The organism is Bacillus sp. Xin1 (genome assembly GCF_013314535.1).
In the GTDB taxonomy this organism is placed as follows: domain Bacteria; phylum Bacillota; class Bacilli; order Bacillales; family Bacillaceae_G; genus Bacillus_A.
In genome coordinates, this window is the sequence record NZ_JABUAE010000012.1 from 1 (window position 1) to 24,439 (window position 24,439).

A 24,439-nucleotide genomic window follows, 5' to 3' on the forward strand; every position below is an offset into this window, starting at 1 on the left:
TGGACCCTCACCTGCTCCCGGACCTTTGCCTGCTCCTGGACCCTCACCTGCTCCCGGACCTTTCCCACCAGGATCCAAAAGTGATTTCAGATTTGAATAAGAATAAATGATTGATTGTAACGTGCGACTATCTACTGAACCTGTTTCAGGTAGCCCATGTTGTTTTTGAAAATATTTAACTCCTCTGACTGTGGGGCTATCATAGTCACCATTAATATTACCTGAGTAACTACCCAGTGATTTCAACATTCCTTGAATCACATAAACATCCGGCCCATGTGCTCCTTTACCAACAGCCAAACTTACTGTTGACATTGATATCAACAGTATGAGAGCTAACACAAAAGTGCCGATACTCTTTCCTAAAATCCTACCTATATTAGCCCTTTTTTTACGAGAACTAATTTTTGATTTCCACTTTTTCATTCAATACACCATCCTTAAATTTAAATTTTAATCTAAAACAAAATTGCTTTCCCCCAATATTTTTGTTTTATTATGTGAAACTTTCGATGATTTCAAACCAAATCTCCCCTCTTACTCTCAGACATGTTTTCAATAAAAAAAGAGAACCTGTATATATGAGGTTCTCTTTTTTTTGGAAAAAATGGATATTATATTTCTAACTCAAAGTTTAGTATATGGTGCAAGAAACGAGTGAAACTCATTTACTTGTGATACGGTTCAGGGTAATTCATCCTAAATAAAAATTAGGCCTTATCGATTTTTCGATAAGGCCTATCATTGTTACACCTTTACTTTTCTTTTCTAACAAGCTTCACTACATTCTCCACATGCGCCGTATGCGGGAACATATCCACTGGCTGTACATACTCCACTTCATAGCTCTTCATTAATGTTTTCACATCGCGTGCTAGCGATGAAGGATTACAAGAAACGTATGCAACCGTTTTTGGTTTCACCTTTAAAATGGTTTCCAGTAATTTATCATCACAACCTGTACGAGGTGGATCAACAACGATTACATCTGGACGCCAGCCTTCTTTGACCCATTTTGGTAGCCATTGTTCTGCTTTTCCAGCTTCGTACTTTGTATTTGTAAATCCGTGACGCTTCGCATTTTTCCTTGCATCTGCAATCGCTTCTGGAATCACATCCATACCACGTACTTCTGCTGCATCATTTGCCAGCCACAGCCCAATCGTACCAACACCGCAATATGCATCAACAATTTTTTCTTTTCCTGTTAACGCAGCAGCTTTTTTCGCTTCGTTGTAAAGGACAACAGTTTGTTCTGGATTCAATTGGAAGAATGCACGTGCTGATAATTCAAATGATAAATCACCAAGTGTTTCTTGAATGACTTCTTTTCCAGCTAAGCGGAACGTTTTATCTCCAAAGATAACAGATGTTTTACGACCATTCACGTTTTGCATAATTGATTTTACTGATGGCATTTGCTTTTGTATTTCTACAATAAATTGCTCTTTATTCGGGAATTCGTCTTTTGCTGTAATTAATGTAACTTGCACTTCCCCTGTTTGAACTGCAACGCGCGTTACAATTGTACGTACAAGACCTTTTCCTTTGCGTTCATTATAAATAGAAATATTTAATTTCTCTAAAATACGCTTAACCACTTTTGTTGCTTCATTCGTTGCCTTATGCTGAATCATACAATGAGCAATATCAATTAAGCGGTGTGAGTTTTGCTCATATAGCCCTGTAATAACCTTTTCATCTTTTCGCCCCACTTGTAATTGGCTTTTATTGCGATAATGCCATGGGTCTTCCATGCCAAGTGTTGGACGAATTTTCTCTTCCAGACTGTTGTTCATATATTTTTGGAACGCTTGTACAACAATATCGCGCTTTTGCTTTAACTGTTCTTGATAATCTAAATGCTGAAGCTGACAGCCACCGCACTTATCATATATTGGACACGGCGCTTTTACACGATACGGTGAAGCTTTTCGAATCGTCTTTACTTTCGCCTCTGCAAAGCCACGCTGAATCTTTGTTGTCTCTGCAACAACTTCCTCCCCTGGTAATGCACCTGGAATGAAAACAACTTGTCTTTTAAAATAACCAACGCCCTCTCCGTTAATCCCAAGACGCTTAATTGTCACAGGAAACGTTTGGCCAACTTGTAACTTACTTTCTTGTTGCTTTTGCATTATTGTTACACCTCTACTCTATACTTTTCCATAAATATAACGCTGCATAACTGCAGTATGGTTCACATTCTTGTTTCACTTGTTCTAAAAGTGTAGCATCTGGTTTATTTTCTAGTTGAAATAACCCTTGAAGTGCACGTTGAATCCCGATATCTGCTTTCGGGAACATATTTTTCCGCCCGAGTCCAAATAACAAGAAGTTTTGTACTGTCCATGCACCGATACCTCGCACTGGTAACAATTGTGCTGATACTTCTTCTTCTGTTTGTTTTTCTAGTTCCGCTAAGTTTAACTTACCTTCCACAATATGTTTTGCTAGTCCTATCATATATTCCGCTTTCCGTTGACTAAATTTCTGATTTCTAAGCTCTTCTACCGAAATATTTGCTACCCTTTCTGGTGTTGGAAAAAAGAAAACATCATTCTTCTCTGTTCCATACCTTTTTACAAATTGTTCTGTAAGAGCAGTAGCAAATTTCAAATGCACTTGTTGATGAATAATGCAACGAAGAAGACAAGCAAAATAATCAAACTCTAAAATAAGTGGTGTATAGGCATATGTTTCAAAAAGCGGACGTAATGATGTGTTTCTAAAATGGGTTTGTATATCTTGAAAAGATTCATTCCATTGAAAAATGGAATAGATGCGTTTCATAACCTTCTCTTGTTCACCTGTCTGGCTTGAAACCCAAAATTGTGGATTTTGAAGCGTACCAATTCCTTGAACGCGGACAACAATTTGTTCTTCATCCATAAGAAGTGGAACATAAACGACCCTCTCTTCTAATTGAACAACATTAAGTGGATCAAAAGACAGCCGCCTTAAAACTTCTTCAAAATGGTATGAATCCTTTAACGTAACATGTTCGCTCCACATACGTTTCCCCATCCTTTTTACACATCATTATAGCATGAGAAAACCGTAAGCATACATGCTTACGGTTGATTGCTTTTTACTAAATCATCTAGGCTTTTAAAATGATACCCTTTCTCGCGTAAATCATCAATGATTTTCGCTAATGCTTCCGTGTTATCCTTTGACACTGCGTGTAGTAAAATAATTGCTCCCGGATGAATCATATTCATAACATTATTATGCGCATATTGCCATCCTCGTTGTTGATCGACTTTCCAATCAAGAAAAGCAAGTGACCAAAATACATTATAATAGCCCATGTCTTTTGCAAGCGCTAATGTACGTTCACTGAAAATCCCACGGGGTGGTCGTAAATATTTTACTTCCTTTTGTCTAGTAACATTCTTAATTTCATCTGTAACACTTTGCAATTCTTCACGAAGTTTTGCATCATTTACTGTTGTAAAATCTGGATGCGTCTGTGAATGATTACCAACAATATGCCCTTCATTTACCATTCGTTTCAATAAATCTTTTTGCCCTTTTATATAATGACCTGTTACAAAAAATGTGGCTGGTACTTTCTTTTCTTTTAATACATCTAAGATTTTTGCAGTATATCCATTTTCATATCCATTATCAAATGTTAAGTATATATCCTTTTTCTTTGTATCTCCCAAATAAAAGCCACCATTATTGTGGACTAAATTAGTAAATTTCCCCCCAGCATCTGGTGGCGTCTCATTTTTCGCTCGTGGAATCCCCCAGTGATTTGGTGCATTCGTATACGCGAAAGTCGAAACTGGAACAAGTGCCATTATAATTGAAAAAATGAGACCTATATATAACCATTTATGCTTCATAAATAGTCTCCTTTCCATATATCATCGTACCTGTAGTTTCTGTTTTCAATATTCCTTTCATGCTGAGCATGTTTTTCCATATATGCCAACAAAAAATGCATCTCGAATGATTCGAGATGCATTTTTTACTTATTTAAATACGGGTTCTTTAAAGGTTGCTAATTTTTCAAGCGATGTTTTATCTACATCTGCGTGTAAGCTGTTACCGTGAGAATCCATTGTTACAACAGCTTTAAAGCCATCAATACGTAGATGCCACATTGCTTCCGGAATACCAAATTGTAAGAAGTCGACATCTTTCACTTCTTTAATACATTCGGCATAATACTGTGCAGCGCCCCCAATTGCATTTAAATATACGCCGCCATGTTCAGCTAGTGCCGCTAATGTTTTTGCTCCCATGCCGCCTTTACCGATGACAGCACGAATACCAAACTTCTTCATGATATCGCCTTGATATGGCTCTTCACGAATACTTGTTGTTGGACCTGCCGCTTTAATTTTCCAATTGTCATTTTCATCTTTCACAACAACTGGACCGCAGTGATAAATGATTTGTCCATTTAAGTCTACTGGGCAATGGTTATCCATTAAATGTTTATGAATTGCGTCGCGACCTGTATACATCATGCCATTAATTGTTACAACATCACCAACGCGAAGTTCACGAATTTGCTCTTCTGTAATTGGTGCCTGCAGTACAATTTCACGCTGTTCACTGTTTTCTTGATTTTCTTCTTGCTGAAGCGTATTTTCCCCTTCTTGATATAACCAATCGATAATTTCCCCAGTTTCAGGGTGAATTGTTACACCAAGACGACGGTATGCCCAGCAATTGTATGCAACAGATACATAGAAGCTAGCTGGCAGACGATTGTATACGCCAATTTTACAACCAAGTAAAGTTGTTTCGCCGCCAAATCCCATTGTACCAATCCCTAGCTTGTTTGCATTCTCTAATACGTAATCTTCAAGCTTTTGTAATTCTGGAATTGGATTCACATCATCTAATGTACGGAATAATTGGTTTTTTGCTAACTCATAACCTGACGTGCGGTCTCCCCCGATACCAACGCCGATTACACCTGCGCTACAGCCTTGCCCTTGCGCTTGATATACTGCATGAAGAAGGCATTTACGAATTCCTTCTAAATCACGACCTGCTCGTCCAAGTCCTTCTAATTCACAAGGTAAGCTGTACTGAATATTTTTATTTTCACAACCGCCACCTTTTAAAATTAAACGAGCATCAATATAATCTTTCTCCCACTGCTCAAACTTAATAACAGGTGTACCTGGTCCTAAGTTATTACCACTATTGTCTCCGAAAAGAGAATCCACAGAGTTTGGACGAAGTTTCCCATCCTTTGTCGCCCGCTCAAGCGCACTATAGATGGCCTCTTTCAGTTTCAATTGATTCACACCAACTGGTGTATAGATTTTAAACGTTGGCATCCCTGTATCTTGGCAAATCGGCGAGATATTGTCATCTGCCATTTTAATGTTATTTGTAATCGTGCCAAGTGCCATTGCAGAACGAGTCCCTGCATTTTCTCGTTCCTTTGCTCGTTGAATTGCACGGCGAACATCTTTCGGTAAATTCGTCGACGTTTCAACAATTAGTTGATACATACTTTCTTGAAGCTTTTCCATCGTTACTTCCCCCTCAATTGTGAACGCTACCAAAACGTTACATAATGAAATTTCCACTCTTCATTCTCTAGAGTCTTTTCTTTTTTATTTCATGACTCTTAAGATCAGATGAAATTTTTCACAACTTGATTATACTCTTTTTTTTCTATTCCTTCTATTTCAATAGCGTCTGAAAGGGATTATATTTTTTTATATCTTTTTAAATACGCTTGTACATCATCGTATGCACCACTCTCATTTGCATATTTAATATAATTTTTAATCGTGCGGAACCACTCCAACGTGGACGGCTTCGTTTCTACTATAGCATCGGTTAAGTCCTTCATTGTAATGATTCGCTCCACACCTGTTGTCATAATTTCTCCTAAAACATTTTCTACGGCCAGCTCTACTACATTTTCAATGTCAGCACCGGAATACAGTTCTGTTTCTTTAGCTAACATATCATAATCTATTATTGAACTTGGTTTTCCTGCCAGCTTAATTTGAAAAATATTGCTCCGTGCTTCTAAATCAGGTGGGGAAACGAAAATCATTTTATCAAAGCGACCCGGTCTTTTAAACGCAGGATCAATATCCCACGGCATATTGGTCGCACCAATTAACAATAGTTTGTCTGTATTCGTATCAATACCTTCGATTTCTGTTAACAATTGATCTATGACTGTTCTTAATGTTGGATGTCCCGATACTTTGCTCCTGTTAAATCCAAGCGCATCCATTTCATCTAAAAATAAAATACATGGCTTTTTGGAACGAGCATATCGGAAAATTTCCCGTACATTTTGTTCACTCACGCCAACATACGGATCCAGAATATCGGTAATGCTCATCGTCGCAAAATGTGCTCTGCACTCCCCTGCAGTTGCTTTTGCAATATATGTTTTGCCGCAGCCAGGAGGACCGTATAATAAAATGCCACCGCCAACTTTTTTCTTAAAACGTTCAAATAATCCTGGTGAAGTAAACGGTTTAATAATTTTCATTTGAATCGCTTTTTTTACATCATGCAAACCACCGACATCCTCAAATGTAATCTGGTCTTGCTCACGTTTTTGCTTACTTCTTCCACCTTGAAGCACGTCCATCGGAATCACATTTTCTTCCACATTTTTGTTTACATAATCTGTATGTAACTGTTTTTCCTTTTCCGGAGCTCGCTCTATTACGTGATGCTCGTTTTTTTCAAATTGGCTCCCCTCTTCTGTTATATGTAATGCTTCTTTCGAACTTGTAAGCACTTGTGATAAGGCTCCCAATTCAGCGGCAACTTTATCCTTCCATTCTTGATCACCATACTGAAGGGCTTTCGATAAAGCTTGCAACGCATTTGCTATATCTCCCTGTTCTTTATACTCAACTCCAATTAAATACCAAACCGATCCATTTTCTTCATCTTGTGCTAACACTTGCTTTAACACATCTATTTTATTCACCTTGTTTTCCCCCGTCATGATTTTTTTATTTTTTTATACAATTTGTACATCGGTGTAGATAGCCAGCTCCATATACAAATGATGAGATAAAATAAAATCGCAATTCCAGCTATATTTTCCCAGCCTAATACAGCGAATAAACCTAATGTTCCAAAAGATATTGCCCAAAAGATAAGCGGACCACCCACTTTATCCACAAGAACATTCGGAAAGAAAATCGGATGAATCAGTTCTTCCGCTTCTTCTAAGATTTCAAGTAATTCTTTATTATTAGGTTCCAACAAAAACGCTTGTCGGTAATATTTGTATGCTTCTCTATACCTCTTCCTTGTTGCTGCATGGATTCCTAACTGTACTAAAAAGTGAACTTCGTTATTTGATCCATAATAATTATCTTTTAAGGATTTCTCTATTTCTTGTTTCGTTCCTATTGCAAGTAATAAAACAAATTGATAATGAAGAACGGTAGGATGATTCGGGTTAATTTCTACTGCCTTTTGTATGAGTTGTTTGGCTTTTTCAATATGGCCTGTTTTTAATAAAATAAATGCATATTTCGCCATTGCTTGCGCATGGGAAGGATCTGAATACAGAACGTTCAAAAAGCTTTGCTCCGCTTTTTCAAGTTCATTCGTGTATGTATATATATGCCCAAGTGTATAATAAACTTCTTCCGGCTTATAACCATGCTGCAACGCTAATATGCAAAGCTCTTTTGCTTCATCATATTGTTCTGAATCTGCATAGCAGCATCCTAAATTGTACAATGCTTCCGCATGCTGCGGATTATAAGAAAGCAGCGTTTCTAATTTTTGCTGTGCTGTTTCAATATGACCAATCCCGTAATAATGCTGCGCCTCTTGCAACAACATCGTTTCACTCTGTGAAGTTGACATACAGCATCTCCCCTCCTACTAACAATGCCGTTTGAGCCATGATACCAACTATCCCAACGATAAGACCTATCCATCGTAATGACCTTACGCTTCCATTTACTAAATTATGAATTCGAAATCGCTCTCGCATTGCATATATATACGCACCTGCTACGACTGCAGCAGCTATTCGAGAAACAATCTGCAGCACATCGATATTGCCAATTAAGGCAGCACAGATGAACATTGCTAGTAAAGTCATTATTCCTATTATAAAGAGTCCGTATATTTTCTGTTTGGACTCTTTTAACCAAATCGCATTACAAGTTCCTAAAATCATAACTGGAATAATTCCAAAAATGAGTCCAATAATAAACAAATTGTAAATATTGTACGTTTTTGTTTCTCTTGCTTGTTTTTCTTGTAATATAGGCTCCATTAACTTATATTCCATATAATTCCTCCTCTTCATCTTTATATTATAAACTATATTTTCTTCCTATTTAAATTGTAAAGTAGAAAACGAAAACAGATTTTCTTGGTGGCTGTCCCAAAAATAGCTGAATAGCTACTTTTGGGATCTTTTTTTACATGAAAGAAAACAAAAAAAGTAATGGCTATACGACAATCAAAATAATCTACCGGTATATAGAATGTTGGGAGACTCCATTTCAAGAAACATGTGCAAAAGGAAAAGAAACAAAACCCATCAGTGTCTCTGTAAAAAATCAGAAACAGCAAAAAGAAGTGCGAGAACATTTAAGTGCAGAAGAGGGTAAAAAATTTATATGACAAACGAAAAGTAGATGTAGAATCTGCGTTTTGTCATATTAAACTACAATCGTCTTTTCCAACGCTTCTTCTTACGAGGCCTTTCCAAAAATAGAGTGAAATAGGGTCTTATTTGTGTTATCCATAATCTGCGGAAATTGGCATCAACAACTAAACAAGACGTTAAAAACACACAGCTATAAGAGGTAATCAACAGTTTTCTTTCCCACAAAGCATTTTTTCATCCATATAAAGGTAAAAAAGAAGAAGCTGTCCCAAAAGGTCGTTTTTAACGACCTTTTGGGACAGCTTCACCATATAAAAAGCGGCTACCAAAACATGATTGGCAGCCGCTTTAATATATTATTCGTCTTTTTTAAATTGCTCACATTTCAGTTCTAATTCATCTAACATTGCAAGAAGACGATCTACATCTTCTAATTCTACTTCTTCTGGTTCAATTGTATCGATTACTTCGATGAACATATTTAAACGTTCTTTCAAATATACTAATTGTGAATCTTTATCTTGAATTGCTTTTCCCACGAAGGCACTCTCCTTTTTATTCGAGTTGTTTTTATTATACCGCAAAAATGATTGTCATGAACATGAATTTTCATCAATTTTGTCACAGCACTTCATTCTACATAAACAGAAATGTAATGCGCTTTCTTTCTCTTTTAAAACGAAATAAGAAAATCAAGAAATTCTTGTTACAAAAAGTTTCACTTTATAAAACGTCTATATTCTTCTATTATAGAGGATGGACAAATTGTTATTTCAATAGTCAAAGGAGTATTTCAGATGAGTATATCACAAACAATGAAGCCGATTACTCCTTCTTACGATCCATGGGAAGCGTATATGGACCTTGAAGAGTACGGCAAATTACTATTAACAAACGTTGAGTTTACAACAACAACGTTATGCAATATGCGCTGTGAGCATTGTGCTGTTGGTTATACATTACAGCCAAAAGATCCAAATCCGCTTCCAATGGAGCTTTTATTAAAACGATTAGATGAGATTCCTCATTTACGTTCTTTAAGTATTACGGGTGGAGAGCCAATGCTCTCAAAAAAATCCGTCGACAACTATGTAACACCACTCTTAAAATATGCCCATGAACGCGGCGTTCGCACTCAAATCAACTCAAACTTAACTATAGATTTAGCCCGTTACGAACAAATTATTCCTTATCTAGACGTGTTGCATATTTCACATAACTGGGGAACAATTGATGATTTCGTTGAAGGTGGATTTGCAATGATGGAGCGCAAACCTACTTATGAACAACGCGCTTTACTATTTGAAAGAATGATTACAAATAGTAAAGCTTTATCAGATGCAGGTGTTCTTGTATCAGCAGAAACAATGTTAAACAAACGTACTTTACCACATATCGAACACATTCACCGTCAAATCGTCGAAGAAATGGGCTGTAAACGTCATGAAGTACACCCTATGTATCCAAGTGATTTTGCTAGCAACCTTGAAATTTTAACAAAAGATGAAATCCGAAGTGCAATCGAGCATTTATTAGATATTCGTGAAGAAAACGTTTGGATGTTATTTGGTACACTACCTTTCTATGCATGTAGTGATGATGAGCGTGATTTAGCTACATTAAAAAAACTACACACAAGTAAAAACGTAACTGTCCGAAATGATCCAGATGGGCGTTCCCGCTTAAATGTAAATATTTTTGATGGGAGTATTATCGTAACAGACTTTGGTGATATTCCACTACTTGGTAACGTTCAAACAAACACATTACAAGAAGCCTATGACAAATGGTTTAGTTCAAAAACAGCGAAATCATTAAGCTGCCACTGCCCTGCTGTAAAATGCCTTGGACCAAATATCCTTGTAAAAAATAGCTATTATCCAACTGAGGATTTCTTAACAAAGGAATCCAACCTTATACTTTAATGCAAAACCGTCAGCCAATTAGGCTGACGGTTTTGTATTTATCCTACTATTGTGGATGAGGTGAAGAAACAAATTTAAAAGACAAATAATCTTGAATTGGAATCGCAGCCCCAATTCCTTGTGACGTAATATTTTTAATCACAAGCTTCTTTTGGTTTCCTTTTAAAACAAGATACACTTCTCCGAATGTAACTTTTCCTTTTTCATTTACTGCTGGTGTATATGCATATAAATATCCAAGTTGTTTAGGACTGATATTATATACACGCTCATTCCCTGTCCCGTAACCAATGGTTGTTTTAAAAGAAAGCGGTAATTGAACCTTTTCCATTGCCTTTAAAAGAATCATTTTTTTAACATCTTCTGCATCTTTAATATATGCTGTTAAACCGCCTTCTACAGTTTTTTGTGCTTCTTGTTTGTAGCGAAGTGGATATAATTTTTCTACACCACGGTTGTCATACACATTACGATTCACTTGCTTATATTCCCAATTCATTGTTGTATCTGTTGATTCATAATTTAAAGGCCATTGTCCCAAATAAATTTTCGCCCTATATCCCACTGCAAGAGGAGCGTTTGAAATCGAAGTTTCATTAAACATTCGAATTAAATGTGGATTTTCAATACGAATATCCGATGTTTTCAGCAATTCTTTCGCAAGTTGACTTGGCTGCAAATGCGGCAAATCTTGCACTGTATTTGGATAGGTATTGCCTTTTGAAATATTCAAAACAGATGAAGGCATCTTTACATTTACTGTTGTCTTTGCAAAACTGCTGCAAGGAAATAATAAAATAAACGAGACCATAGTTGAAAGACATATGCTATACACTCGTTTCATCTGCTTTACTCCTTCCTAATTTAAGAATGCATACTTTTAAATAGACATATAAATACAAATTTAAAAACGAAAAACTTTTCTTTTCAAGGGAGAGAACATCCAGCCATGCATAGAAACGGTCAGATTTTCTTACTACCTCATACCAGGTGAAAACAAAGAGAAACAATCCGTGTAGATTACTATCTACTCTTCATAACCACGATTTATATGTCAAAAAATCAAATTTTACATACTAACTACCTCTATTGTTTTCTCTGCATAATATTGTTATCCAAATTTTTTATAACAAGTAAAAACCAATTCCCATAATGAAATAAGCAGCTAATAATGTTCCTCCTTCAAACCAGTTCGTATCGCCATCGTTTGAAATTGCAATTGTTAAAAAGACAGAAGTAATCATCGCTACAAGTTCTGGTATTGTAAATACAAGGGGCATTTTCATTGTAAAGAACATCGATAATAATACGAGTACAGGAGCAACAAACATGGCAATTTGTAATGTAGAACCGATTGCAATTTCAACTGCAATATTCACCTTATTTTTATAAGCCATAATAATTGCAGAGGCATGCTCAGCTGCGTTCCCAACAATGGCAACAATAATAACCCCAATAAACAATTCCGACCAGCCAAATGATTGTGCGACTGTTTCAAATGTATGAACAAGTGCCTCTGATACATAAGCTACAGCCGCTGTTGCAATTGCCAAAATAAGCAAAGCTTTCCCCTTTGACCATTCCGGTTCTTCCTCATGCTCTACTTCATCACTTTTATGCTGGTATACACCACGGTGCGTAACTAGCTTAAAAAACAGTGCTGCTAAATACATGATGATCATGATGATTGAAACCCCAATACTTAACTGGTATGTTTTCTCTATTCCCATCTTCATCGAAAAAACTTCGGGAATAACAAATGCCACGACAACTGCAAATATTAGTAAGGCAGAGTTATGTCTTGCGTCATAAACATTGAAACTTTGCCTTTTATACTTGAGTCCCCCTACGAAAAAGGAAAGACCGCCAACTAGTAATAAGTTTCCAAGAACAGAACCTGTTAGTGAAGCAAGTACAACTTCTGTTAATCCTGCTCGCAATGCAAAAATTGAAATAATAAGCTCAACTGCATTCCCAAAGGTTGCATTTAATAATCCACCTATTCTTGGTCCAGAAACAATAGCTAAACTTTCCGTCGCTCTTCCCATGAAAGCAGCAAGAGCAATAATGGTAACGCAATATACAGCAAACATAATTGTTTGTGGCCAATGCAATGTATTTCCAAGTACAGAAAGTGGTACACCCACCAGTGCAAGTATTAAGAAAATTTTATTGAACATATTCTCCATCCTTCCATCGTATGTATTTCTCCTCACTACTATCCTTATTCTTTTCCTAACTTGTCCCATTTCATCACAAATACGTTTAAAAAATGGGATTGAAGAAAAAAGTATATAAGATCATAAATTTTTTCACACAAAAATTTCAAATAATAGAAAGGGGTAAAAAAATGCACTTAAAAGAAAAAATCGCAACTATTATTCAAGGACAAAGAACAGGTGTATTAGCCACCGTTCGTGAGAATAAACCCCACAGCTGTTTTATGATGTTTTTTCATGAAGATTTTGTGCTATACGTCGCAACAGATCGTAATTCAAAAAAATTAACAGATATTGAGAAGAACCCAAATGTTCATGTACTGCTTGGACGAGAAGGAAAGAAATGGGATGAAGATTATATTGAAGTAGAAGGCACTGCCTCAATTGAAGAAGATCCAACATTAAAACATAAATTTTGGAATAATAGTTTAAAACGTTGGCTACTAGGGGCTGAAGATCCAAACTACGTTCTGATAAAAATTAATCCAAATACAATTTACTACATCGATAGCGATGGTACGACTCAGCCAGAGTTTTTACGACTATAGTACGAAAACAAGCCCTGTTAACAGGGCTTGTTTTGTCGAAAAGTTCTTAGTAAAAAAATATAAAAAAGCTGGAACTTTCTAAAGATTCTGTTATATAATAGCAGTAACTTAAATAAACTGTATTAAAACAGATTGGGAGGAGAAATAAAAATGATGAAAAGAGAAGAACGGAAAAACATGATTGAGTTTATCGAAAAGAAAAAAGGAATTGAACGTGATGAACTTTTATTTATGACAGATGATGAAGTAGAACATATTTATAATGTAACGTACTTTTTATATGAAGAAATTGCAGAATAAAAGAGCAAAGCCCACCTGTTAGGTGGGCTTTGCTCTTTTATAGTTATATTTCTATATCAACACGAATTTAACATCCGTATATCCGAATACTAATGATCTTCATTTATACTTGAGAACCATTTTCATGTATAATGGTACCAGACTGGAGGAATTTTACTATGAGTTCATGGCTATTATTCGCATTATTATCAGCAATTGCTGCAGCACTTGTATCCATTTTCGGGAAATTTGGTTTAGAAGGAATCGATGCCAATGTGGCAACAACTATCCGTTCAATCATCATGGCACTATTCATGATAGGCGTAATTATGATACAAGGAAAATTCCAAAATATCGGTGACGTTCTAATGAATAAAAAAGCATTGCTGTTTATCACCTTAAGTGGTATAGCTGGTGCCTCATCATGGCTATTTTATTTTCTCGCTTTAAAAACAGGAAAGGTTTCACAAGTTGCTCCTGTAGATAAATTAAGCGTTGTATTTTCAATTATTCTTGCAATGATTATATTAGGCGAAAATTTAAACTTCATGACTGGAATGGGTGTTGTATGTATTACAGCAGGTGTTCTCTTTATTGCTTTCAGCTAAAAAACCGCTTAATTAGCGGTTTTTTTCCTTCTTATGTAGAACCATACAATAAGTATGACGATTACTGAGATAATTACAATCCAAATCCCATAATGATGCAAACTATATTCAACAAAGCGCCATTTCTCTCCAAGCTTCCATCCAAGTCCAATAAAAACACTAATCCAGATGAGAGCACCACCGTATGCGTATAGACAAAATCTCCAAAACGTTAAATTCGACATACCAGCAAAATATGCAGTTAAATGACGAACCCCCGGTATAAAGTATCCAATCATTAATAAAAAGGGACCATATTTTTCAAACAAAACATGTGTTTTTTCAATTTTCTTTTCTTTAATTCGTATCTTCGGACCATACTTTTTTAATACAGGAAGTCCAAGTTTTAACCCAAGTATATAACTTAAAGTAATTCCAAGTATCGCACCTGCCATTCCACTTAGAAAAGCAGCTGTCCCTGACATAGTTCCTTTCGAAATATTATAACCAACAAACGTCAGTAAAAATTCATCTGGTATTGGCAGGCCTACAATTCCACCCGCAAGAGCTATAATAATTCCGAAATATCCATAATGTGCGATTAACTCACCAATATGTTGTTCCATTCGGATGACACATCCTATGCACGATCGTTATTCCATATTGTGCCCTCTCTATCTTTTTAGCAAACATGGTATACATATTCACTATACATCGTTTTTATAATGAACTCTACTCCTATTCATTTGATCTGTAATGAAATCTCTCACTGTTTTTAATCATCAATTTTCAAAATCTTGAGGTATTGGTGCCTATTGTTCACCAATAGCGGGATAAATCTATACTTCACTTCATAATTATAAGAAAATCCGACTTCACAAGCTTGATTTTTGTTACAATAAAGAAAAGTTACATTTAGCAACGGTTTGACTCTCAAGGAAAATGATATAGGCAATAAACATATATTTAAAACTATAAAATGCAGCTTCTGTCTATATAGAGTACTATACACCCTTTTACATAAAAATCATTTTTCTAAATTATATAGGGGGAAAAAACATGACCATAGAAAAACAATTGATTCAAAAGGTATACTATGAAACATTCTTAACTGAACAGGATTCTATTCAAGCTCCTCAAGTTCTTGGAGAAGCATATGTAAATGAAGCTCAAAATCAATTTTCTAATATCTCTAACATTCGTTTCGCACAAGGAGAAATTTATTATCACCAGAAAGATTTCGAAACAGCCATTTTCAAATGGGAGAAAGTAAACAATGACCTCTCTCTATGGGCCAAAAAAAATATAGCAGACGCTTATTTTGAATTAGGATTATTTTCAATGGCTGAAGAAATTTATACATCGATTCAAACAGAAGACGTCACATTAACAATGGAAGTGTCTTTACAACTTCTTTCTCTGTACATGGAACAAAATCGTTTAGGACTTGCTTTTAAGGTCATTAGTGAAGCTGTTTCTTTCCAACCAGACTATCCAAATATCACTGCTATCGCTCGCTCCTTTTATGAAAAACAGCAGGATCGGAACAATGCGATTGACCTTGCTGTGCAAGAAGGAATTCGGACGAAATCATTACACTGGTTTGAGATTTTAACAAATTATGTGAATCAAGGATTCACAAAACAAATGAAACCAAAATATTTTTATGAAGCATTAAAAGTTTTATATACAGTCGATTCAATTCAATTTAAACAACTGGCCTCTTCTCTTTGGAAAAGCTATCAAGATGAATCAACCTACTTATTATGGATTCAAACAATCAATCACCTGTTTTTACATGTCGAAGTAGATTCTTACGACGCATGGGATGAAATTGTTACGCTTTATCAAGACACATACTGCGAATTAATTACAGGACAATACTTGATGCATGGACTGCAAGAACTTATTCCAGACTTGTTGACGAATTGGTTTAGCTTAACAAAAACAGAACATTCTCTATTTGTTTCTGCTGCAACAGTAGCATGGAATAAAGTTTCACCTAAGAGTCTTGATACATTACTTGTAAAAAGCGCTGAAACGCTACTTTCTAGTTCCACAATATATAACGCAGTTGACCTAGACAATGTCTCAAATCTTTTTGAAACGATTGTCGTATGGGCAGAAAAGAATGATGTAGACTTAAGCCATTCTTTCACATGGCTTGTTCAGGAACTTTCTGATGTAAACGTACAACAAGTTCTCGTTATAGGTACAAATGGTACTAGTAAATCAGCCTTTATCAATTCTATATTAGGGGAAAGTATACTAAAAGATTCACCTGAAGCCGCTATCGTATTTAAGGATAATGCACAGACAGAAATTACAGAACTTACAGATTTAACAATACGAAAGACTTCTAATTTGGATGAATTTTACAAAATGATGGACATTCCTTCAAAAGTAGAATCTAGACAGAAATGTATTGAATTTAAACTTCCATGTAGGTTTTTACGAAAAAATAAATTCTCATTTATCGTTACACCAGTTTTTGATGGCACTGGCAATAACAAAAATCTAGATCACTTACATGCAGCTGATAATCTATTATATGTTCTTAAAGCCTCTTCATCTTTACTTGATGAAGAAATTGATACACTTCTGTACATGCAAGAACAACTACCAACTTTACAAGTTCATTTTGTTTTAAATCAAACCGATACCACTCTTAATGAGGAAGCGACAAATAAAGAGCTAATTGAAATCGAGTCTAAAATACATGTACATTTTCCAAATGCACACGTATTTCCTTACTCGCCTTTACAAGAGAGCAGCGAGCAGCTAAGTAATTTAACAGAATCCATTACTTCAAACTTTAATAATAGAAATATAGAAACCGAGCGCACAGAAAAACTATTATGGTTTATTCAAAAGACTATCACGTATCTCTTAAATGAACGCGTACAATTAGAAAATACGTTAGAGAAGTCCATCGGTTCGAACAAGCGCCTTTTAGTAAAACTAACTGGCTTTATTAATAACCTAACTGCTATTCAAAAAGATAAAACTTGCTCTATCACAGACTCATATCGTTTAACAAAAGATGAAATTATACATGACCTTCAAGATCAAATTCCTGAATTATTGCAGAGCTGCTCTGATTTAATTCAGGAAGATAGTGACTTTAAACAAGTTCCTGAAGAACTAAATGCAGCAATGAATGAAAGAATACAAAAACATTTGCAACAAGTGATATTACCTAAATTTACGCATTCTATTCAGGAATGGATTGAAAAAGCACATAACGAATTTATTCAAAGTCAATCTTATTTAGATGAAATGAGTGAAGCATTTAATAAATTATACAAAGAAGAACGAATGAAACTACCATGTGATTTTCAATTACTTGATGATTGGCGCCGAGATGTTGCAAGAATGACAAACCGAATTAAAGTTGATGACGTAAATATTTTACTACGCTTCACACCAACACAATTTCTATTAAAAAGTGCTGGAAAACTATTCGGTAACATGCAAAAAAATCAATCCATGCTTTACAACAAATACAAAAACTATATTGAGACCGAAGACTATATAGATGTAACAACAACGATTTCTGAACAGTTCTTCCTTCAATTTGAATTATTTGAAAGCTCATTAGAACGTGACATTATGATGTTCTTTAAAGAACCTCTTAGCATATTAAAGCAGACTGTAGAAGCAACACATCTCGAAATAAATCAGGATGAAAATGCATTAACAAAACTAAAAACAAATCCAGAAACATATCACGATCCTTTAACATTATTTAAATTGCAGTTATTACAATACAAATTCATGCTAAATAATAAACCGACTTCAACAAAAATAGAAAGTAACAAGGCACCAACAATTTAAATAAGAACAAAAAAACCAAGCAAATCATAACAATTGCTTGGTTTTTTGCTTACATTCTATCTCACATATCCCAAATAACATTATTAACCTTTGCATCAACTCTTACACGCTGAATGAACTTCTTTCTCTCTTCTTCTTTATGAATTAACTTATGTATATACCGACGTTTACTTAATAAATTTCTGTATGCTTCATTATAATCTAGAACTTCCTGGCAGCACTTATCCTCATATAAAACTTTAAACCATGCATACCTCTTTAATTTTTCCACATGCCTCTTCATTCTTTTCTTTTTCCGTTTTTCTCGTTCAAATAACCTCTCCACCACTTTCTCTACCACTTCATCTAACATAAAGTCCCCAGCTACTTTTACAACACCAATCGTTCCTCTAACAATGCCTTTCCCCGCATCAACACACACTTCACCTAATGCAATTACTGCCCGACCAATCCCTACTAGAATGTGTCCAATAATATCCTCCATATTATCACTTCCTTCTAGTTCACAATTCTCATATGATCAAACGGATAATAGATTGCTGTTAATGTTCCAAGCACTTCCGTTTTATGAATCAGCCCTAAGCCGTTACGACTATCTTTACTCACTAACCGATTATCACCCATAACAAAAATCTTATCCTTTGGAATTGTAATAGGACCAAAGTCTTCAGTTAAGTTAATAAGAAGTTGTTTCGCATGCTCTCTATTCTTATCCAGATAAGGTTCACTTTTTACCTGATGATTTACATATAATTGATCATTTTTCATCTCAATTACATCTCCTGGAAGCCCAATAATTCTCTTTACATAAAAGTTATCAGTCTTTACTACAATAATATCTTCACGCTCATAAGTCTCAAACCTCTTTGCTAACTTATTAATAATTACCTTATCCCCATCTTGCAATGTTGGCCTCATAGATGCTCCTTGTACAGTTGTTGGAAAAAACACAAAAATCTTCATTAAAAAAAATAATAAACACGCAATTGCCGTTATTTCAAAAAGTTCACAAAAGCGACTTTTCTTTTTCATTTATTTCCCCTTTCTCTCTTATCCTTCCATTATAAGATCCATTTGTAAATAAATTCTATATTCTCTGTTAATTATTCGTATTACTTATCCTACATCAGTGATTGATCATACAGATTTCAATGTTTAGTAATAACAAAGTAACTACAAAGCTCTAATTGGTTAAGCTTAATAATGAATAAAAGATACTCCACTGCACCTATAGAAAAAGAACCGCTTTTCACAAGCAGTTCTCTATTTTTTATCCCGCTATTTTCGTGCAGTAAAAGCCCGATTGGTGAGAGCTAGTAATCGGTGGGGGATGAAGAGCCCCCACCGATTACAATTTCACTCTATATTCCAGCATAAATAATACACATCTGTGCAGCAACATATGTTAGCCAAATCCAAAGCGGATCATACTTTACTTTGCGGCCGCCAATATCTGTCACACCGATAATAAAATCAGAAATCACAAATAGTAACCCACCGAATGCTGGGATCCACCATATTCCGCTATTGGCATAGTATAATGCAAATGCAAAGCATGCCATTCCACCAACCCATAAACCATATACGAGCGCACCAATTGTAAACAACTTATCTTGCCCTTGATTCCGAATAAAAAAGAACCAGCCAACTATTAAAAATAGACCGTAGGCAATTACACCAATCCAGAATCCCTTCCACGAAATACCCGTTTGTAAAAATGCCGTTACATAAAAACAATGCGCAATTGCAAATGTAACCATACCACCGATTAGCCGATGCCCAAACGGTATGAGCCCCGCCATGAATAAATCACCAACCGTAGATAAAGTCATACCAATTGCAGCCCACTGTCGGTACTCTACAGATGGATTTTGTAACCAAATCCAAATCGCACCTCCTGTTAAAGAAAAACTAAGCGTGAGACGAATCAATAATGGTAACGGCTCATTTTTGTTAGTTTGTCTTGTCTTCGCCATTGCAAAAAATGCTCCCAAAACAAATAAAAGGGCTTGCCCAATTAATAATATATAAATTTCATTCATAATATGTGCTCCTCTAATGAACAGATAATAATGTACTTCGTGATATAACTTCTTTTTTCCTCTAAAATTTTAAAAAAAGAAGAACTTCTGTCCTTCTTCTTCGAGCATGAAAAAAACAATACTCTCATTTATTTTAAGCTGCTTGTTTCTCTTGTTCTGCTTTTTGTATATTTGATGTTCGATTTACTACGATAATCCCTGCCGCTACGCACGCTAAGCCAAATAAAACAAATGAATGAATTGCTTCTCCTAAAATCATACTGGATAATAAAACACCAAATACCGGTATAAAGAACATATACATCGATACTTTTCCAACCTTGTTATACTTCATAACTGTATTCCAAATACAGAATCCTGCCGCTGATAAGAAGGATAAATATAGTAACATACACAGTGCTTTCATATTAAATATAAAAGGCATAAATCCAACTTGAAAAATGCCAATACATAATAAGCCAATGGATCCAAAAATCATCTGATATGCTGTCATGTACCCTACATCTAATGTTTTACTTCCTTCTTTCGCCAATATATTCCCATATGAATACATCATCGCTGCCCCAAGAAGCAATAATTCACCAATTCCAAAATGAAATGCCATACTCCCATCACTTGGAACATTCACAAGAATTACACCACAAAAACCGATAGACACACCGATTACTTTTCGAATATTTAATGCATCGTCTTTATACAAAAAATGTGCGAGTAAAATTTGAAAAAAAGATGAAGTCCCCGAAATAATAGCACCTTCAATACCAGAACTGTAACTCATACCAATATAAAAACACACATATTGTAGGAATGTTTGAAACAAACCAATTTGTACTAATTGCTTCCCTGTTTCTTTTTTGAAATGCATATCTTTTCCTAGTGCTTTAAAAAAGAATAAGAGCATCACACCTGATAAGAAAAAACGATAACCAGCAAATAATATTTGCTCGCCAACTTCATGTGGCCGAATTCCGAGTTCAGCATAACTTAATTTAATAAAAGGAAATGCGCTTCCCCATAGAAATGTCGCTGCGAGTGCTGCAACAAATACACCAATCGGATGAGTAAAAAATTTCTCTGTCTTCACTTGTTGTCTTCCTTTCCGACCTTTTTACGAACAATATTCATATATACCAAAGGAAAAGCAAAAAAACAAGTTTTTCAACTTTGTATATAAGCAAAAACATATCCTCAAGTAGAGACATATGATATAATATAGAATAATTACAAGGTAATAATTGATAAATTTTTTCAATAGAAATGCTGCTATCCGTATGGATGGCAGCTTTCGTCGTTTTATAGGGCTTTCGATTTTGATTCTTTTTCTCAATAAGAATATGAAAGGAGCGAGTAATCATGAACTCAGAAGTAAAAACATTACCATCAAAAAACAGTATGTCTAACCCATCTTGGATTCAGTCATTTCAAAAACATTATGAACTAATCTTTGCAATCCTATCTGGTGTTTTCATTTTAGCAGGCTGGTTATTCACAAAAAACGAAGTAACAACTGCTGGAGTAGTTTTTTATATCCTCGCCTATATAATTGGAGGATATGCGAAAGCCAAAGAAGGCGTTGAAGATACAATAGAAGAAAAAGAATTGAATGTAGAAATGTTAATGATCTTCGCTGCCATTGGTGCCGCTATTATTGGATACTGGGCAGAAGGTGCAATCTTAATATTTATCTTTGCACTAAGCGGTGCAATGGAATCTTACACATTAAGTAAAAGTCAAAAAGAAATTTCAGCACTGCTTGATTTACAACCTGAAGAAGCTTTGCGCATTTCTCATGGAACAGAAGAACGTATTCCAGTAGCTCAGTTAGAAATTGATGACATTATTTTAATTAAGCCAGGTGAACGCGTACCTGCTGATGGTACAATTCATAGTGGTGAAACAAATATTGATGAGGCAGCAATCACCGGGGAGCCTATCCCAAATGAGAAAAAATTAGGTGATGAAGTATTCGCTGGAACTGTAAACTTACGCGGGGCTATTGAAGTTAAAATTACGAAAAGAAGCGACCAAACGTTGTTTCAAAAAATTATTCGTCTCGTTCAAAACGCACAAAGTGAAAAATCCCCATCCCAACTTTTTATCGAAAAATTTGAGGGAACATATGTAAAAGGTGTGCTTATCGCTGTTGCTCTTATGATGTTCGTTCCTCATTTCATACTGGATTGGAGCTGGAACGAAACATTTTATCGCGCTATGATTTTACTCGTCGTCGCTTCTCCTTGTGCACTCGTTGCAGCAATTACACCCGCAACATTATCTGCTATTTCTAATGGTGCACGAAGCGGTATTTTATTTAAAGGTGGTATTCATTTAGAACGCCTTGCCTCCGTAAAGGCAATCGCCTTTGATAAAACGGGAACATTAACACAGGGAAAACCGACTGTAACAGATGTTTACGTACGCAATGGAATAACAGAAAAAGATGTACTATATATTACAGCTTCTATTGAAAGTCATTCCACACACCCGCTCGCAGAAGCGATCGTCAAGTACGCAAAACACGCATATGACATTGCATTAACGAAACCAGAAAGTGTAGAAGATGTCACTGGATTTGGCTTAAGAGGAGTTTTAGAAAATACACCTTACAAGATTGGAAAGGCCGATTTTATTGGAGAAGAAACAAAAATTTTTCATAATGGTATCGCTACTACGCTTGAACAAGAAGGAAAAACTGTTGTCTATATTAGTGATGAAGAAGGAATTCTTGGCCTTATTGCTCTAAAAGATACGTTGCGCCAGGAAACAATTGCTGCAATTCGTGATTTACAGAGCATTGGTGTTGAAGCCATCATGATCACCGGTGATAACGAACAAACAGCTAAAGCAATTGCGACTGAAAGCAATATAAAAGAATACTACGCATCATGCTTACCAGAAACAAAAGTAGACACAGTAAAACAGCTAAAAGAAAAATACGGTACAGTGGCAATGGTTGGCGATGGAATTAACGATGCTCCAGCACTCGCTACAGCAAGTATTGGTGTCGCGATGGGTGAAGGGACAGATGTTGCCTTAGAAACAGCAGATGTTGTTCTAATGAAAAATGAACTCTCTCGCCTTGCACAGGCCATTCGTTTATCAAAACGAATGAATCGCATCGTAAAACAAAACATTATCTTTTCTTTAGCGGTAATCGCATTGCTCATTTGTTCGAACTTCTTGCAATTTTTAGCTCTTCCATTTGGCGTTATTGGCCATGAAGGAAGTACAATTCTTGTTATTTTAAACGGATTACGCTTATTGAAAGGAAATAATTAAACGGGTTCCCTAAGTAGGGAACCCGTTTTTTCTTCCATATCCAGCTCTAGTAGCTAGATGATTCGGTAGCTTCACGCTTCAAGCGAGTCGCTTGTGCTTAATGGTAGCCGTTATGTCCATTCGCACTACTGCTCGTTTTATGTTTTGGATGTGAACTACTTTTTTGTTTACCTTGGCTTTTATTATTATGATTTTTTTTATTGTTACTCATCTTGAATCCCCCCTGTTCCTTTTTATTATGGAACAGAACGCTATTTTCCATTACGGGAATTATTGTCACTTGCTCGATAAGAATACAAGAGACCATTAATTTCACCACCAAGTAAAATAACCCAGGCCGTTAAATAGAACCATAACATTAAAATGATAATACCACCGAGACCACCATATGTATTTGCATAATTAGCAAATTTGTCTACGTAATAAGCAAATGAGTACGATACCACAATCCATCCAACTGTTGCAAATAATGCTCCTGATACAACTTCTTTTCTTTTTAACTTTCGATCAGGCGCAAATGTATATAAGAAACTAAATAAGGAAAATAACACTAAAAAGCTGGCTACTAATCGTGTAATACTCCATACGAAAGAAAAACTCTCTGATAAGCCGAGCGCTTTAAAAACAGCAGCTCCAATTACCTGTCCAAAAACAGGGACAATTAAAGCGAAGACAATCATAAAAATTATTGCCAGTGTGAGTACAATGGACAACGCTCTCGTTGTAATGTAAGAGCGTGTTTCTTTTACGTCATAAGCACGATTAAAAGCATTCATCACTGCATTTACACCATTTGATGCAAACCATAACATCGATAATAAACCAAATGATAGCAAACCACCATTTTGTTTGTTTACGACGCTATCGACATTCACCTCAATTAAATTCATTGCATCTTCTGGCACATAATTCTCTAATAAACTGAGCACATCCTCTGTATGAATGGGAATAAATCCAAGAAGTGTAATTAAAAAAACAAGCCCAGGAAAAATCGCAAGCAAGAAGAAATAAGCGAGCTGTGCTGCTAAGCCCGCTACGTCATCTCGCATCGTTCGGTCATATAGATCCTTTCCAAACGAATAGACACGATTTCCCCTTGCTTTCTCTAGAAACTTTTTCATATT

General features: G+C 35.6%; 23 protein-coding genes and 1 pseudogene. 7 read left to right on the plus strand and 17 right to left on the minus strand.

Annotated features, from left to right (window positions below; translation table 11 throughout):
• The 8 genes from HRG09_RS12985 to HRG09_RS13020 form a co-directional block, all read right to left on the minus strand.
• Window positions 1–426 (minus strand): peptidoglycan-binding domain-containing protein (locus HRG09_RS12985; RefSeq protein WP_174101194.1); only part of this gene is annotated, 426 nt, incomplete at its 3' end.
• 329 nt (window positions 427–755) lie between these two features.
• Window positions 756–2,141, minus strand: a complete 1,386-nt coding sequence (gene rlmD / locus HRG09_RS12990; RefSeq protein WP_174101289.1) for a 23S rRNA (uracil(1939)-C(5))-methyltransferase RlmD — start codon at window positions 2,139–2,141, stop codon at window positions 756–758.
• Between the two features lie 10 nt (window positions 2,142–2,151).
• Window positions 2,152–3,015: a DNA-3-methyladenine glycosylase family protein gene (locus tag HRG09_RS12995; protein ID WP_174101290.1), complete on the minus strand. Its 864-nt coding sequence runs from the start codon at window positions 3,013–3,015 to the stop codon at window positions 2,152–2,154.
• A gap of 59 nt (window positions 3,016–3,074) precedes the next feature.
• Window positions 3,075–3,857: a delta-lactam-biosynthetic de-N-acetylase gene (gene pdaA, locus HRG09_RS13000; RefSeq protein WP_174101195.1), complete on the minus strand. Its 783-nt coding sequence runs from the start codon at window positions 3,855–3,857 to the stop codon at window positions 3,075–3,077.
• A gap of 129 nt (window positions 3,858–3,986) precedes the next feature.
• A complete protein-coding gene (gene fumA, locus HRG09_RS13005) occupies window positions 3,987–5,510 on the minus strand; it encodes a class I fumarate hydratase (protein ID WP_174101196.1) in 1,524 nt (507 codons plus the stop codon).
• A 179-nt stretch (window positions 5,511–5,689) separates the two neighbouring features.
• The gene (locus HRG09_RS13010; protein WP_174101197.1) at window positions 5,690–6,946 is read right to left on the minus strand and encodes an AAA family ATPase; all 1,257 of its coding nucleotides are present in this window, start codon (window positions 6,944–6,946) and stop codon (window positions 5,690–5,692) included.
• Window positions 6,947–6,960: 14 nt separating this feature from the next.
• Window positions 6,961–7,842 (minus strand): tetratricopeptide repeat protein, encoded by an 882-nt coding sequence (locus HRG09_RS13015; protein ID WP_174101198.1) that lies wholly within the window; start codon window positions 7,840–7,842, stop codon window positions 6,961–6,963.
• Complete coding sequence (locus tag HRG09_RS13020; protein ID WP_174101199.1) at window positions 7,823–8,275, minus strand: hypothetical protein; 453 nt, start codon at window positions 8,273–8,275, stop codon at window positions 7,823–7,825. The genes HRG09_RS13015 and HRG09_RS13020 overlap by 20 nt, the downstream gene beginning before the upstream one ends.
• Before the next feature lie 125 nt (window positions 8,276–8,400).
• Here HRG09_RS13020 and HRG09_RS13025 point away from each other — a divergent pair.
• Window positions 8,401–8,795: pseudogene (locus HRG09_RS13025) on the plus strand (transposase); the annotation flags it as partial.
• Window positions 8,796–8,955: 160 nt separating this feature from the next.
• Here the strand turns inward: HRG09_RS13025 and HRG09_RS13030 are convergent.
• Window positions 8,956–9,138: an SE1561 family protein gene (locus tag HRG09_RS13030; RefSeq protein ID WP_002174720.1), complete on the minus strand. Its 183-nt coding sequence runs from the start codon at window positions 9,136–9,138 to the stop codon at window positions 8,956–8,958.
• Window positions 9,139–9,396: 258 nt separating this feature from the next.
• Here HRG09_RS13030 and yfkAB point away from each other — a divergent pair, with 258 nt between their 5' ends.
• Window positions 9,397–10,524, plus strand: a complete 1,128-nt coding sequence (gene yfkAB / locus HRG09_RS13035; protein ID WP_174101200.1) for a radical SAM/CxCxxxxC motif protein YfkAB — start codon at window positions 9,397–9,399, stop codon at window positions 10,522–10,524.
• 46 nt (window positions 10,525–10,570) lie between these two features.
• Here yfkAB and HRG09_RS13040 read toward each other — a convergent pair whose 3' ends face one another.
• Complete coding sequence (locus HRG09_RS13040; protein WP_174101201.1) at window positions 10,571–11,368, minus strand: YfkD famly protein; 798 nt, start codon at window positions 11,366–11,368, stop codon at window positions 10,571–10,573.
• A 280-nt stretch (window positions 11,369–11,648) separates the two neighbouring features.
• On the minus strand, window positions 11,649–12,704 hold the full coding sequence (gene cax, locus HRG09_RS13045) for a calcium/proton exchanger (RefSeq protein WP_174101202.1): 1,056 nt from the start codon (window positions 12,702–12,704) through the stop codon (window positions 11,649–11,651).
• Between the two features lie 170 nt (window positions 12,705–12,874).
• Here cax and HRG09_RS13050 point away from each other — a divergent pair, with 170 nt between their 5' ends.
• The 3 genes from HRG09_RS13050 to HRG09_RS13060 all read left to right on the plus strand — a co-directional run bounded on the left by HRG09_RS13050 (window position 12,875) and on the right by HRG09_RS13060 (window position 14,178).
• Window positions 12,875–13,291: a pyridoxamine 5'-phosphate oxidase family protein gene (locus HRG09_RS13050; protein ID WP_174101203.1), complete on the plus strand. Its 417-nt coding sequence runs from the start codon at window positions 12,875–12,877 to the stop codon at window positions 13,289–13,291.
• A 153-nt stretch (window positions 13,292–13,444) separates the two neighbouring features.
• Window positions 13,445–13,591, plus strand: coding sequence for a BH0509 family protein (locus HRG09_RS13055; protein WP_000817786.1), 147 nt, complete (start codon window positions 13,445–13,447; stop codon window positions 13,589–13,591).
• 158 nt (window positions 13,592–13,749) lie between these two features.
• Entirely contained in the window at window positions 13,750–14,178 is a 429-nt protein-coding gene (locus HRG09_RS13060; RefSeq protein ID WP_174101204.1) for an EamA family transporter, read from the plus strand.
• A gap of 8 nt (window positions 14,179–14,186) precedes the next feature.
• Here the strand turns inward: HRG09_RS13060 and HRG09_RS13065 are convergent, their stop codons facing one another.
• Complete coding sequence (locus HRG09_RS13065; protein WP_174101205.1) at window positions 14,187–14,783, minus strand: DedA family protein; 597 nt, start codon at window positions 14,781–14,783, stop codon at window positions 14,187–14,189.
• 433 nt (window positions 14,784–15,216) lie between these two features.
• Here HRG09_RS13065 and HRG09_RS13070 point away from each other — a divergent pair, with 433 nt between their 5' ends.
• Window positions 15,217–17,994, plus strand: coding sequence for a coiled-coil domain-containing protein (locus HRG09_RS13070; RefSeq protein WP_174101206.1), 2,778 nt, complete (start codon window positions 15,217–15,219; stop codon window positions 17,992–17,994).
• Window positions 17,995–18,055: 61 nt separating this feature from the next.
• On the opposite strand, the gene HRG09_RS13075 is transcribed toward HRG09_RS13070, so the two are convergent.
• From HRG09_RS13075 to HRG09_RS13090, 4 genes are all read right to left on the minus strand, one after another.
• Window positions 18,056–18,478 carry a hypothetical protein gene (locus HRG09_RS13075; protein WP_174101207.1) on the minus strand — a complete coding sequence of 141 codons (423 nt, stop codon included), beginning with the start codon at window positions 18,476–18,478 and terminating at the stop codon, window positions 18,056–18,058.
• Between the two features lie 14 nt (window positions 18,479–18,492).
• Entirely contained in the window at window positions 18,493–19,026 is a 534-nt protein-coding gene (lepB, locus tag HRG09_RS13080; protein ID WP_174101208.1) for a signal peptidase I, read from the minus strand.
• Window positions 19,027–19,355: 329 nt separating this feature from the next.
• The gene (locus HRG09_RS13085) at window positions 19,356–20,036 is read right to left on the minus strand and encodes a lysoplasmalogenase (RefSeq protein ID WP_174101209.1); all 681 of its coding nucleotides are present in this window, start codon (window positions 20,034–20,036) and stop codon (window positions 19,356–19,358) included.
• Window positions 20,037–20,169: 133 nt separating this feature from the next.
• Complete coding sequence (locus HRG09_RS13090) at window positions 20,170–21,120, minus strand: DMT family transporter (RefSeq protein ID WP_174101210.1); 951 nt, start codon at window positions 21,118–21,120, stop codon at window positions 20,170–20,172.
• Between the two features lie 269 nt (window positions 21,121–21,389).
• Between HRG09_RS13090 and HRG09_RS13095 the strand changes: the two genes are divergently transcribed.
• Window positions 21,390–23,315 carry a heavy metal translocating P-type ATPase gene (locus HRG09_RS13095; RefSeq protein WP_174101211.1) on the plus strand — a complete coding sequence of 642 codons (1,926 nt, stop codon included), beginning with the start codon at window positions 21,390–21,392 and terminating at the stop codon, window positions 23,313–23,315.
• Window positions 23,316–23,566: 251 nt separating this feature from the next.
• On the opposite strand, the gene HRG09_RS13100 is transcribed toward HRG09_RS13095, so the two are convergent.
• Window positions 23,567–24,436, minus strand: coding sequence for a YihY/virulence factor BrkB family protein (locus tag HRG09_RS13100; protein ID WP_174101212.1), 870 nt, complete (start codon window positions 24,434–24,436; stop codon window positions 23,567–23,569).
• Window positions 24,437–24,439 lie beyond the last annotated feature (3 nt).

Excerpts from the sequence above, each read along its gene's own strand:
- HRG09_RS12995 (WP_174101290.1), bottom strand. The coding sequence starts at position 3,015 with ATGTGGAGCGAACATGTTACGTTAAAGGATTCATACCATTTTGAAGAA.
- pdaA (WP_174101195.1), bottom strand. The coding sequence starts at position 3,857 with ATGAAGCATAAATGGTTATATATAGGTCTCATTTTTTCAATTATAATG.
- fumA (WP_174101196.1), bottom strand. The coding sequence starts at position 5,510 with ATGGAAAAGCTTCAAGAAAGTATGTATCAACTAATTGTTGAAACGTCG.
- HRG09_RS13015 (WP_174101198.1), bottom strand. The coding sequence starts at position 7,842 with ATGTCAACTTCACAGAGTGAAACGATGTTGTTGCAAGAGGCGCAGCAT.
- HRG09_RS13020 (WP_174101199.1), bottom strand. The coding sequence starts at position 8,275 with ATGGAATATAAGTTAATGGAGCCTATATTACAAGAAAAACAAGCAAGA.
- yfkAB (WP_174101200.1), top strand. The coding sequence starts at position 9,397 with ATGAGTATATCACAAACAATGAAGCCGATTACTCCTTCTTACGATCCA.
- HRG09_RS13040 (WP_174101201.1), bottom strand. The coding sequence starts at position 11,368 with ATGAAACGAGTGTATAGCATATGTCTTTCAACTATGGTCTCGTTTATT.
- cax (WP_174101202.1), bottom strand. The coding sequence starts at position 12,704 with ATGTTCAATAAAATTTTCTTAATACTTGCACTGGTGGGTGTACCACTT.
- HRG09_RS13050 (WP_174101203.1), top strand. The coding sequence starts at position 12,875 with ATGCACTTAAAAGAAAAAATCGCAACTATTATTCAAGGACAAAGAACA.
- HRG09_RS13055 (WP_000817786.1), top strand. The coding sequence starts at position 13,445 with ATGAAAAGAGAAGAACGGAAAAACATGATTGAGTTTATCGAAAAGAAA.
- HRG09_RS13060 (WP_174101204.1), top strand. The coding sequence starts at position 13,750 with ATGAGTTCATGGCTATTATTCGCATTATTATCAGCAATTGCTGCAGCA.
- HRG09_RS13065 (WP_174101205.1), bottom strand. The coding sequence starts at position 14,783 with ATGGAACAACATATTGGTGAGTTAATCGCACATTATGGATATTTCGGA.
- HRG09_RS13070 (WP_174101206.1), top strand. The coding sequence starts at position 15,217 with ATGACCATAGAAAAACAATTGATTCAAAAGGTATACTATGAAACATTC.
- HRG09_RS13075 (WP_174101207.1), bottom strand. The coding sequence starts at position 18,478 with ATGGAGGATATTATTGGACACATTCTAGTAGGGATTGGTCGGGCAGTA.
- lepB (WP_174101208.1), bottom strand. The coding sequence starts at position 19,026 with ATGAAAAAGAAAAGTCGCTTTTGTGAACTTTTTGAAATAACGGCAATT.
- HRG09_RS13085 (WP_174101209.1), bottom strand. The coding sequence starts at position 20,036 with ATGAATGAAATTTATATATTATTAATTGGGCAAGCCCTTTTATTTGTT.
- HRG09_RS13095 (WP_174101211.1), top strand. The coding sequence starts at position 21,390 with ATGAACTCAGAAGTAAAAACATTACCATCAAAAAACAGTATGTCTAAC.
- HRG09_RS13100 (WP_174101212.1), bottom strand. The coding sequence starts at position 24,436 with ATGAAAAAGTTTCTAGAGAAAGCAAGGGGAAATCGTGTCTATTCGTTT.